This window comes from Halomonas pelophila, assembly GCF_040196315.1.
In the GTDB taxonomy this organism is placed as follows: Bacteria; Pseudomonadota; Gammaproteobacteria; order Pseudomonadales; family Halomonadaceae; genus Halomonas; species Halomonas pelophila.
This window is the reverse complement of sequence record NZ_JBEGCI010000013.1, coordinates 114,876-126,006: the sequence shown is the minus strand read 5'-3', so window position 1 is coordinate 126,006 and position 11,131 is coordinate 114,876. Positions and strand designations below refer to the sequence as shown.

8 protein-coding genes are annotated in these 11,131 nt (G+C 67.8%); 2 read left to right on the top strand and 6 right to left on the bottom strand.

The annotated features are described in order from the left end of the window. Positions 1 to 265: 265 nt before the first annotated feature. From prpD to ABE957_RS14700, 6 genes are all read right to left on the bottom strand, one after another. Positions 266 to 1,747, bottom strand: coding sequence for a 2-methylcitrate dehydratase (prpD, locus tag ABE957_RS14725; RefSeq protein WP_349759411.1), 1,482 nt, complete (start codon positions 1,745 to 1,747; stop codon positions 266 to 268). A gap of 111 nt (positions 1,748 to 1,858) precedes the next feature. Continuing rightward, complete coding sequence (prpF, locus tag ABE957_RS14720; RefSeq protein ID WP_349759410.1) at positions 1,859 to 3,049, bottom strand: 2-methylaconitate cis-trans isomerase PrpF; 1,191 nt, start codon at positions 3,047 to 3,049, stop codon at positions 1,859 to 1,861. 90 nt (positions 3,050 to 3,139) lie between these two features. Next, positions 3,140 to 5,782 carry a Fe/S-dependent 2-methylisocitrate dehydratase AcnD gene (gene acnD, locus ABE957_RS14715; protein ID WP_349759409.1) on the bottom strand — a complete coding sequence of 881 codons (2,643 nt, stop codon included), beginning with the start codon at positions 5,780 to 5,782 and terminating at the stop codon, positions 3,140 to 3,142. Positions 5,783 to 5,855: 73 nt separating this feature from the next. Next, the gene (prpC, locus tag ABE957_RS14710; RefSeq protein WP_349759408.1) at positions 5,856 to 6,983 is read right to left on the bottom strand and encodes a bifunctional 2-methylcitrate synthase/citrate synthase; all 1,128 of its coding nucleotides are present in this window, start codon (positions 6,981 to 6,983) and stop codon (positions 5,856 to 5,858) included. Positions 6,984 to 7,042: 59 nt separating this feature from the next. Next, positions 7,043 to 7,933, bottom strand: a complete 891-nt coding sequence (prpB, locus tag ABE957_RS14705; RefSeq protein ID WP_349759407.1) for a methylisocitrate lyase — start codon at positions 7,931 to 7,933, stop codon at positions 7,043 to 7,045. Positions 7,934 to 7,963: 30 nt separating this feature from the next. Then, entirely contained in the window at positions 7,964 to 8,680 is a 717-nt protein-coding gene (locus ABE957_RS14700) for a GntR family transcriptional regulator (protein ID WP_349759406.1), read from the bottom strand. A gap of 204 nt (positions 8,681 to 8,884) precedes the next feature. Between ABE957_RS14700 and pabB the strand changes: the two genes are divergently transcribed. Then, positions 8,885 to 10,255: an aminodeoxychorismate synthase component I gene (gene pabB / locus ABE957_RS14695; protein ID WP_349759404.1), complete on the top strand. Its 1,371-nt coding sequence runs from the start codon at positions 8,885 to 8,887 to the stop codon at positions 10,253 to 10,255. Positions 10,256 to 10,371: 116 nt separating this feature from the next. After that, positions 10,372 to 11,118, top strand: coding sequence for a phosphoadenylyl-sulfate reductase (locus ABE957_RS14690; protein WP_349759403.1), 747 nt, complete (start codon positions 10,372 to 10,374; stop codon positions 11,116 to 11,118). Positions 11,119 to 11,131: the final 13 nt, after the last annotated feature.

The window sequence follows — 11,131 nt, the reverse complement described above, 5'->3', positions numbered from 1 at the left end:
AGCGTCTTCGAAAAACCCAAGTGGAAACAAGCACTTCTGCCACCATCACCGCCTGCAACGTTTGCCCGTTGCCGGCAGCGGATGCGTACTTTACGGATTTCCCCGGAGCCGCGCAAGGCCTCGGTAAAGAAAAAATATAGCCCACTCCTGACGGCTGCGCCATGGACCACGGCAGGTTTCTTCATGACCTTCTCGAAACGCCCGGCGGCGACGCATCTCGACTCGCCATACCTCGCCCCCGGTTAGCGCATGAGGTAGAGCCATCTCAGATCACGAAGAGATCGACGAAGCGATGCACCGCGGTCTGCTCCAGGCGCGCCTGATCACCGCAGAGCTCGACGATCTGCGCACAGCGACCCGCCGGGAAGCGCGTGGCCAGGTTGTGCGCGAACTTCTCTTCCAGCAGCGGAATGCCCTCCGCCCGCCGACGACGGTGGCCGATGGGATAGTCCACCGCGACCTTCTCCGTGGCACTGCCGTCGTTGAAGAAGACCTGGACGGCGTTGGCGATGGCGCGCTTCTGCGGGTCGTAGTAGTCCCGGGAGTAGTCTTGATCCTCAACCACTTCCATCTTGCCGCGTAGCTCGTCGATCCGCGGATGGGCCGCGTGGAAGACATCCTCATAGTGCTCCGCGGTCAGGCTGCCGAAGATCAACGGCACGGCGGTCATGTACTGGAGGCAGTGATCCCGGTCGGCGGGATTCGCCAGGGACCCCGACTTGGAGATGATGCGGATCGCCGAGTCGTGGGTGGTCAGCACGATGCGCTCGATCTCGTCCAGCCGGTCCTTCACCTGGGGGTGCAGGGTCACCGCCGCCTCGCAGGCAGTCTGGGCATGGAACTCGGCCGGGAAGGAGATCTTGAACAGGATGTTCTCCATCACGTGGCTGCCGAGCTCGCGCTGGAAGGTGAACCGGCGCTCCTCCTCCGGCTTGGTGGCCAGGTCGCGATTGGTGTGGCTGAAGAGCACATCGTAGAAGCCCCACTGCGGCGCGGTCAGCACACCCGGGATGCCCATCTCGCCGCGCATGGCGATGTCGGCCAGGCGCACGGCGCGGGAGGTGGCGTCCCCGGCGGCCCAGCTCTTGCGCGAGCCCGCGTTCGGCGCGTGCCGGTAGGTGCGCAGGCTCTGGCCGTCGACGAAGGCATGGGAGAGCGCCGCGAGCAGCCGCTCGCGGTCGGCGCCCATCAGCTTCGCCACCACGGCGGTGGAAGCCACCTTGACCAGCACCACGTGATCGAGCCCGACCCGGTTGAAGGAGTTGTCCAGCGCCAGCACGCCCTGGATCTCGTGGGCCATGATCATCGCCTCGAGCACCTGGCGCATGGTCAGCGGCTCGCGCCCATCGGCGACCCGCTGCTGGGAGAGATGATCGGCCACGGCCAGGATGCCCCCCAGGTTATCGGAGGGATGGCCCCACTCGGCGGCCAGCCAGGTGTCGTTGTAGTCCAGCCAGCGAATGATGGCGCCGATGTCCCAGGCCGCCTTGACCGGATCGAGGCGGAAGGAGGTGCCGGGCACGCGCGCCCCGTGAGGCACCAAGGTGCCCTCGACGATCGGTCCCAGGTGCTTGGTGCACTCGGGAAAGCGCAGCGCCAGCAAGCCGCAGCCCAGGGTGTCCATCAGGCAGTGGCGCGCCGTCTGAAGCGCCTCGTCGCTGTCGATCGTGAACTCGAGGACGTAGTCGGCGATCTTCTGCAGCTCGACGTCGTACTCCGGGCGCACGTTGGTTTCCACGGTGCTCATCGGGTGCCTCCTGATGTCGCGAATCGATCGGTATCTCTATGTACCACTCTTCACTATAGAAAACGCCCCGAGTCACGGACACGGGGCGCGTATGCATCGGGCGATGGCGACTCAGAGGCTGTCGCCGGGCACCCGCACCCAGCCTTCCATCAGCACTCGGGCGCTGCGACTCATCACCGCCTCGTCGATCACCCAGCGGCCGTCGACCTGACTCGCCTCCGCACCGACCCGCAGGGTGCCGGAGGGGTGGCCGAAGGTGACGGCGTTGCGCTTGCCGCCGCCGGCCGCCAGGTTGACCAGGGTGCCCTCGATGGCCGCCGCCGAGGCGATGGCGACCGCGGCGGTGCCCATCATGGCGTGGTGCAGCTTGCCCATGGAGAGCGCCCGCACCCGCAGGTCGATCGCGTCGGCCTCAACCACCTTGCCGCTGGAGGCCGTGTAGCTCGCCGGCGGCGCCACGAAGGCCACCTTGGGCGTGTGCTGGCGGTTGGCGGCCTCGCCGAGCTCCTTGATCAGCCCCATGCGCAGGGCGGCGTGGGCGCGGATGGTCTCGAAGCGTTCGAGCGCCCGGGGATCGCCGTTGATCGCCTCCTGCAGCTCGCTGCCGGAGTAGCCGAGGTCGTCGGCGTTGACGAACACGGTGGGAATGCCGGCATTGATCATGGTCGCCTTGAGGCTGCCCCCCTCCACCACCTCGGCCGGCACCTCCAGATCATCGACCAGCCGGCCGGTGGGGAAGATCGCGCCCTCGCCGTCCGCGGGATCCTTGAAGGCCACCGGCACCTCGGCGGCCGGGAAGGTCACGCCGTCGAGTTCGAAGTCGCCGGTCTCCTGCACCTGCCCGTCGGTGATCGACACCCGCGAGACGATGGTCTTGCCGATGTTGGCCTGCCAGATGCGCACCTCGACTTCACCGTTCTCGGGAATGCGCTCGGGGTCCACCAGGCCGTTGCTGATGGCGAAGGGCCCCACCGCGGCGGAGAGGTTGCCGCAGTTGCCGCTCCAGTCGACGAAGGCCTTGTCGATGGAGACCTGGCCGAAGAGGTAGTCGACGTCGTGGTCGGGGCTCTCGCTCTTCGAGAGGATGACGGTCTTGCTGGTGCTGGAGGTCGCCCCGCCCATGCCGTCGATCTGCTTCTGGTAGGGGTCGGGGCTGCCGATCACCCGCATCAGCAGCCGGTCGCGGGCTTCGCCGGGGACCCGGGCGGCCTCGGGCAGGTCGTCGAGGCAGAAGAAGACGCCCTTGCTGGTACCGCCGCGCATGTAGGTGGCGGGCACCCGGATCTGTGGATGGTGTGCCATAAAATTCGCGTCCTTCTCGAGAAAGATCGACCCGGGCCGTGGCGGCGCCGGGTCGATGGGAGGGTCAGGGAGTGACGGTCATCGCCCGGTTCAGCCGACCGCTTCGACCTCGGACTCCAGGAAGTCCTGAGCGAAGCGCTGCAGCACGCCGCCGGCGGAGTAGACGGTCACCTCCTCGGCGGTATCCAGGCGGCAGATCACCGGCACGCGATCGACCTCACCGGTCTGGCGGTGGATCACCAGCTCGAGGGTGGCGCGTGGCGCCGGCGCGCCCTCGACGTCGTAGGTCTCGGTGCCGTCGAGTTGCAGCGTATGGCGGGTGGTGCCCTCCTCGAACTGCAGCGGCATCACGCCCATGCCGATCAGGTTGGTGCGGTGGATGCGCTCGAAGCCCTCGGCGACTATCGCCTCCACACCCGCCAGCGCCACGCCCTTGGCGGCCCAGTCACGCGACGAGCCCTGGCCGTAATCGGCCCCGGCGATGACGATCAGCGGCTGCTTGCGCTCCATGTAGGCCTCGATGGCCTCCCACATGCGCGTCACCTGGCCTTCAGGCTCGATGCGCGCCAGCGACCCCTGCTTCACCTCGCCGGCCTCGTCCCGCACCATCTCGTTGTAGAGCTTGGGGTTGGCCAGGGTCGCCCGCAGCGCGGTGAGGTGGTCGCCGCGGTGGGTGGCGTAGGAATTGAAGTCCTCCTCCGGCAGGCCCATCTTGTGCAGGTACTCGCCGGCCGCGCTGTCCATCATGATGGCGTTAGACGGCGACAGGTGGTCGGTGGTGATGTTGTCCGGCAGGATCGCCAGCGGCCGCATTCCCTTGAGCGCCCGCACGGCCGCCATGTTGCCTTCCCAGTAGGGCGGGCGGCGGATGTAGGTGCTCTGCGGGCGCCAGTCGTAGAGCGGGCTTTCGGCCTTCTCGGCGGCGTCCAGGTCGAACATCGGGATGTAGACCTGCTTGAACTGCTCCGGCTTGACGAACTCGGCGACGATGGCGTCGATCTCCTCGTCGGAAGGCCAGAGGTCCTTCAAGGTGATCGGGGTGCCGTTCGGGTCGGTGCCCAGCACGTCCTGCTCGATGTCGAAGCGCACGGACCCGGCGATGGCGTAGGCCACCACCAGTGGCGGCGAGGCCAGGAAGGCCTGCTTGGCGTAGGGGTGGATACGACCGTCGAAATTGCGGTTACCGGAGAGCACCGCGGTGGAGTAGAGATCGCGGTCGATGATCTCCTGCTGGATCTCGGGATCCAGGGCGCCGGACATGCCGTTACAGGTGGTGCAGGCGTAGGCGACGATGCCGAAGCCGAGCTTCTCGAGCTCCGGCAGCAGGCCGGCTTCCTCCAGGTAGAGGCGCGCAACTTTCGATCCCGGCGCGAAGGAGGACTTAACCCAGGGCTTGCGAATGAGGCCCAGCTCGTTGGCCTTCTTGGCCAGCAGGCCGGCGGCCACGACGTTGCGCGGATTGGAGGTGTTGGTGCAGCTGGTGATGGCGGCGATGATCACCGCGCCGTCGGGCATCTTGCCCGCCTTCTCCTCCGCCTGGGCCTCGTCGCTGTCCATGTAAGAGCTCACGGCGATGCCGCGCTCGGCAAGGGCGCTGGTGGGCAGGCGACGGTGCGGGTTGGAGGGGCCGGCCAGGTTGCGCTCCACGCTGGAGAGATCGAAGGTCAGCACCCGCTCGTACTGAGCCTCGGTCAGGCTGTCGGCCCACAGGCCGGTCTGCTTGGCGTAGGTCTCGACCAGCTCGACCTGCTCCGGCTCGCGACCGGTGATCTTCAGATAGTCCAGGGTCTGGTCGTCGATGTAGAACATCGCCGCGGAGGCCCCGTACTCCGGCGTCATGTTGGAAATGGTGGCGCGATCACCGATGGTCAGGCTCTTGGCGCCCTCGCCGAAGAACTCCAGGTAGGCGCCGACCACCCGTTCCTGGCGCAGGAACTCGGTGATGGCCAGGACGATATCGGTGGCGGTGATGCCGGGCTGACGCTTGCCGGTCAGCTCCACGCCGACGATGTCCGGCAGGCGCATCATGGAAGGGCGGCCCAGCATCACGGTCTCGGCTTCGAGGCCGCCCACGCCGAGGGCGATCACGCCCAGGCAGTCGATGTGCGGGGTATGGCTGTCGGTGCCCACGCAGGTGTCCGGGAAGGCCACGCGCTTGCCGTTCTCGTCGGGACGGGCCTGCACCACCGGCGACATCTTCTCGAGGTTGATCTGGTGCATGATGCCGTTGCCGGCAGGGATCACGTCGACGTTCTCGAAGGCCGTCTTGGTCCACTCGATGAAGTGGAAGCGATCCTCGTTGCGGCGATCCTCGATGGCGCGGTTCTTATCGAAGGCGTCCTGCTCGAAGCCGGCGTGCTCGACGGCCAGGGAGTGATCGACGATCAGCTGGGTCGGCACCACCGGGTTGACCTTGGCCGGGTCGCCGCCCTTCTCGGCGATGGCGTCGCGCAGGCCGGCGAGGTCGACGAGCGCCGTCTGACCGAGGATGTCGTGGCAGACCACGCGGGCCGGGTACCAGGGGAAGTCCAGGTCGCGACGACGCTCGATCAGCTGGGTGAGCGCATCGGTGAGCATCGCCGGGTCGCAGCGGCGCACCAGCTGCTCGGCCAGCACCCGCGAGGTGTAGGGAAGGGTATCGTAGGCACCGGGCTGGATGTCGTCGACGGCCGCACGGGTGTCGAAATAGTCCAGCTCGGTACCGGGTAGGGGCTTGCGGTAGTCGGTATTCATAGCGTCCGTCGGGAAGTCGTCGAGTGAAGAAGGAAGGCGGGGCGACCGTCCGGCGGTCGCCCCCGGGGCTGGTTCAGTCGCGCTCCTCGATGGGCACCCATTCGCTCTTCTCGGGGCCGACGTAGTCGGCGCTCGGGCGGATGATGCGGTTGTTGGCGCGCTGCTCGAAGACATGTGCACACCAGCCGGTGACGCGCGAGCAGACGAAGATCGGCGTGAACAGCTTGGTCGGGATGTCCATGAAATAGTAGGCGCTGGCGTGGAAGAAGTCGGCGTTGCAGAACAGCTTCTTCTCGCGCCACATGACCGCCTCGACGCGCTCGGAGACCGGATAGAGCACGCTGTCGCCCACGTCCTCGGCGAGCTTCTGGGACCAGTGCTTGATGATGGCGTTGCGCGGATCGGACTCGCGGTAGATGGCATGGCCGAAGCCCATGATCTTGTCCTTGCGAGAGAGCATGCCCATGATCTCGCGCTCGGCCTCTTCCGGCGACTGCCAGTCCTCGATCATCGCCATGGCCGCCTCGTTGGCGCCGCCGTGCAGCGGGCCGCGCAGCGAGCCGATGGCACCGGTCACGCAGGAGTGCATGTCGGAGAGCGTAGAGGCGCAGACGCGGGCGGTGAAGGTCGAGGCGTTGAACTCGTGCTCGGCGTAGAGGATCAGCGAGACGTTCATCACCCGGGCGTGCAGCTCGGAGGCCGGCTCATCGCGCAGCAAGTGCAGGAAGTGCCCGCCCACCGAGGCGTCGTCGGTCTCGGTCTCGATGCGCACGCCGTCGTGGGAGAAACGGTACCAGTAGCAGATGATCGACGGCAGCGCCGCGAGCAGGCGATCGGAGGCGTCCTGCTGCTCCTCGAAGCTCTGCTCGGTCTCGAGGTTGCCGAGCATCGAGGCGCCGGTGCGCATCACGTCCATGGGATGGGCGTCGGCCGGGATCTGCTCGAGCACGGTCTTAAGCGCCTGGGGCAGGCCGCGCAGGCCCTTGAGCTTGGTGATGTAAGCATCGAGCTCGGCCTGGTTGGGCAGCTTGCCCTTGAGCAGCAGGTAGGCCACTTCCTCGAACTTCGCCTTCTCGGCCAGCTCCTTGATGTCGAAACCGCGATAGGTCAGGCCGGAACCGGTCTGGCCGACGGTGCACAGGGCCGTGGTGCCGGCGCTCTGGCCGCGCAGGCCGGCGCCGCCGATGGGTTTATCTGCCATGTCGTGTCTCCTGGTGAGTCGATTATTGTCGATATTCTGGCGTGTCAGGCGTCGCTGCCCTACTCCGCGGACTTGTTCTCTTCAAACAGGGCGTCGAGCTTGCGCTCGAAGTCGTGATAGTTAAGGAAGTCGTAGAGCTCGTCGCGGGTCTGCATCAGCTCTACCACGTCGCGCTGGTGGCCGGTGTCGTGGATGCTCTGGTAGACCTTGAGGGCCGCGGCGTTCATGGCGCGGAAGGCCGACAGCGGGTAGAGCACCATGCGACAGCCCACCTCGCCGAGCTCCTGCTGGGAGAACAGCGGCGTGGCGCCGAACTCGGTGATGTTGGCAAGGATCGGCGCATCGACGCGCTCGCAGAAGGCCCGGTAGTCGTCCAGGGTGTGCACCGCCTCAGCGAAGATGGCATCGGCGCCGGCCTCGATGCAGGCATTGGCCCGCTCGATGGCCGCGTCCAGGCCGTCCTTCTGGAAGGCATCGGTGCGGGCGATCAGGTAGAAGTCCGGATCGAGGCGCGCATCCGCGGCGGCCTTCACGCGGTCAACCATCTCCTGCTGGGAGACGATCGCCTTGTTGGGACGGTGGCCACAGCGCTTCTGCGCCACCTGGTCCTCGAGGTGCACGGCGGCGACGCCGGCACGCTGCATCTCCTTGACGGTGCGGGCGATGTTGAAGGCGCCGCCCCAACCGGTGTCGATGTCCACCAGCAGCGGCAGGTCGGTGGCGCCGCAGATACGGTGGGCATCCTCGACCACGTCGTTCATGGTGGTCATGCCGAGGTCCGGCAGGCCGTAGGAGGCGTTGGCCACCCCGCCACCGGAGAGATAGATCGCCTGGTGACCGACCCGCTGGGCCATCATGGCGGTATAGGCATTGATGGTGCCGACGATGGGCAGCGGACGGTTGGCCTCGAGGGCGGCGCGGAAGCGAGCGCCGGGCGTCGTTTGAGTCATGGAGGGTCTCCGGTTAGTGGGTCGAGCGCCTCAGGAGGAGGTCTCGCCATCCTGCGGTTCGAGGGTGGCCGCATAGCGCTCGACGACGTTGGCTCGCGAGGCGCTGACGTGGCGGCGCATCAGCAGCTCCGCCAGTTCGGCGTCGCCCGCCTCGATGGCGTCGACGATGCGGTGGTGTTCAACGAAGGCACGCTGCGGGCGCGTGCCGCTGGCACTGAACTGGGTACGATAGAGTCGCACCAGGTAATAGAGGTCGTCGCAGAGCAGGCCCATCAGCATCCTGTTGTGGCTGCCCAGGACGATCTGGTAGTGAAAGTCCAGATCGCCCTCGCGCTGGTAGTAGGCCTCGCCGCGGCGCAAGTCGGCCTGGCGCTCGTGCACGGAGAGCACCTCGCGCAGCCCGGCGATCTCCTCGGGGGTCATGTGCTCGGCGGCCAGCCGCGCGGCCATGCTCTCCAGGGCCTCGCGCAGGTCGAACAGCTCGAGCAGCTCCTTCATGGAGAGCTGGACGACCCGGGCCCCCACGTGGGGCACCCGCTGGATCAGCCGGTGCGACTCCAGGCGGCGCATCGCCTCGCGCAGCGGCCCGCGCGAGATGCCGTAGGCACGCGAGAGGCCCGGCTCGGTGATCTTGCTGCCAGGCGCCAGCTCGCCCCGGACGATAGCGTCCTGCAGCTGGTTGAAGACCCGCTCCGCCAGGGTGCGGACTTCGGGGGTGGCGGCCTGTTCCGGTGCGACTGAGGTCATGGCAATTGTCGACAATTAAATGATGGAGGAACTTTAGCCACTGCCTTACTCCCGGTCAACCGGCCGCTCGGCAGAAAGCCTTCACCTTTGGTTGTAGACAACATGGCCGATGACGGCGGGCCTGTCGACAATGCGCCGATCACCGGAAGGGACAAGTCGCCTCGCGATGCCTAGAATGGACCCCCTGTTTGGGGAAGACGCCTGATGAGACCACCGCTCGAGATCACTCCGCTGCCCTACCACGAGGACCCGCTCGGCTATTTCGCGGTGCTGCGCGACAGGCCCGGCGCCGTGCTGCTCGACAGCGGCCGGCCGACGGCGCCCGGGGGGCGCTACGACATCCTCAGCTGCGACCCGCTGGCGCTGCTCGAGGTCGACGGCGCCGGACGCGTCCACGGCGACCCGGCGCTCTCGAACCTCTCCCCCTTCGCCGCCCAGCAGGCGCTGCTCGACCGGCTGCCCGGCGAGGCGCCCGAGAGCGAGCTGCCCTTTCTCGGCGGGCTGATCGGCTACTGGAGCTATGACCTGGGGCAGCGCCTCGAGCCGGTGGCGGGGCAGGCGCGCCCGGCCGTCTCGCTGCCGGCCAGCCGGGTCGGCCTCTATGACTGGGCGCTGATCCAGGATCACGATCGCCGGGAGAGCTGGCTGGTGGGCAGCGCCGCTCGGCGCGAGCAGGTGCTCGCGTGGCTGGCGGCCGCCACGCCCCCGGCGAAGGCCTTCCGCCTCACCGCGCCCTTCGAAGCCGAACTCAGCCGCGAGGCGTACCTGGCGCGCTTTCACGCCGTGCAGGCCTACATCCGCGCCGGCGACTGCTACCAGATCAACCTGGCCCAGCGCTTCAGCGCCCCCTACGCCGGCGACCTGTGGGCCGCCTATCGGCGCCTGCGCGAGGCCACCCCCACGCCCTACGCCGGCTACCAGGCCTGGCCCGGCCCCGAGGGGGAGCAGGCGATCCTCTCGCTCTCGCCGGAGCGCTTCCTCGAGTGCCGCGACGGGCGCGTCGAGACCCGCCCGATCAAGGGCACCCGGCCGCGCGGCGCCACCCCCGCCGAGGACCGGCGGCTGGCCGCCGAGCTCGAGGCGAGCCTCAAGGATCGCGCCGAGAACGTGATGATCACCGACCTGCTGCGCAACGATCTGGGGCGCGTCTGCCGGCCCGGCAGCGTGCGGGTGCCGACCCTCTGCGGCCTGGAGAGCTACGCCAACGTCCACCACCTGGTCAGCGTGATCACCGGCGAGCTGGCGGCCGACCGGCGGCCCATGGACCTGCTGGCGGCGGCCTTCCCCGGGGGCTCCATCACCGGCGCCCCCAAGGTGCGCGCCATGCAGATCATCGACGAGCTGGAGCCCAGCCGGCGCAGCGCCTACTGCGGCAGCCTGGGCTACGTCGACGTGCGCGGGCGGATGGACACCTCCATCGCCATCAGAAGCGTGGTGGCCGAGGCGGGCCGGCTGCACCTGTGGGGCGGCGGCGGCCTGGTGGCCGACTCCGAGGGCGACGCCGAGTATGCCGAGACCCTGGACAAGATCCGCCACCTGATGCGCGCCCTGGCGACGCCGACATCTGAAGACTAATGGAATAAAAAGAACTCCATTTAGTCAATCGGGGCATAGATACCCAATGATTCGGTATTGGGGAGGGGCGCCACGGCTCTGCTAGGGTAGCGGCAATATCGCTAGCAGAGACCGCCATGACCGCCTTCGACCCCAACCGCTTCGTCCTCGAGCACGATCAGGAGACGCCCAAGGAGATCCTGCGCGCCGCCTACCGGGCCTTCGGCGAGTTGACGATCTCCTTCTCCGGCGCCGAGGACGTGGTGCTGATCGACCTGGCCCTGAAGGTCGCTCCGAAGGAGGACGTGAAGGTCTTCTCGCTGGACACCGGCCGCCTGCATGCCGAGACCTACGCCTTCATCGAGCGGGTGCGCGATCACTACGCCATCGCCATCGACGTGCGCGTGCCCGATACCGAGGACGTGCAGGCCCTGGTGCATGAGAAGGGGCTCTTCAGCTTCTATCGCGACGGCCATCAGGAATGCTGTGGCATCCGCAAGGTGGCGCCCCTGCGCCGCCGGCTGGCTGGCCTGCCGGTGTGGGTCTCCGGCCAGCGCCGCGACCAGAGCCCCGGCACCCGCTCCAGCCTGCAGATCGCCGAGCGCGACAGCGCCTTCGGCAGCGAGCAGGCGCCGCTCATCAAGATCAACCCGCTCGCCCGCTGGACCAGCGACGACGTCTGGACCTACATCCGCATGTTCGACGTGCCCTACAACGCCCTGCATGAGCGCGGCTATGTGAGCATCGGCTGCGAGCCCTGCACGCGCCCCACCCTGCCGGGCCAGCACGAGCGCGAGGGTCGCTGGTGGTGGGAGGATCAGGGCGGCAAGGAGTGCGGGCTGCACGCCGTGAACCTGGCACCGCCGGCCTCGTCGAGCGCCTGAGCCGCTCGCCTGC

Excerpts from the sequence above, each read along its gene's own strand:
- prpD (WP_349759411.1), bottom strand. The coding sequence starts at position 1,747 with ATGAGCACCGTGGAAACCAACGTGCGCCCGGAGTACGACGTCGAGCTG.
- prpF (WP_349759410.1), bottom strand. The coding sequence starts at position 3,049 with ATGGCACACCATCCACAGATCCGGGTGCCCGCCACCTACATGCGCGGC.
- acnD (WP_349759409.1), bottom strand. The coding sequence starts at position 5,782 with ATGAATACCGACTACCGCAAGCCCCTACCCGGTACCGAGCTGGACTAT.
- prpC (WP_349759408.1), bottom strand. The coding sequence starts at position 6,983 with ATGGCAGATAAACCCATCGGCGGCGCCGGCCTGCGCGGCCAGAGCGCC.
- prpB (WP_349759407.1), bottom strand. The coding sequence starts at position 7,933 with ATGACTCAAACGACGCCCGGCGCTCGCTTCCGCGCCGCCCTCGAGGCC.
- ABE957_RS14700 (WP_349759406.1), bottom strand. The coding sequence starts at position 8,680 with ATGACCTCAGTCGCACCGGAACAGGCCGCCACCCCCGAAGTCCGCACC.
- pabB (WP_349759404.1), top strand. The coding sequence starts at position 8,885 with ATGAGACCACCGCTCGAGATCACTCCGCTGCCCTACCACGAGGACCCG.
- ABE957_RS14690 (WP_349759403.1), top strand. The coding sequence starts at position 10,372 with ATGACCGCCTTCGACCCCAACCGCTTCGTCCTCGAGCACGATCAGGAG.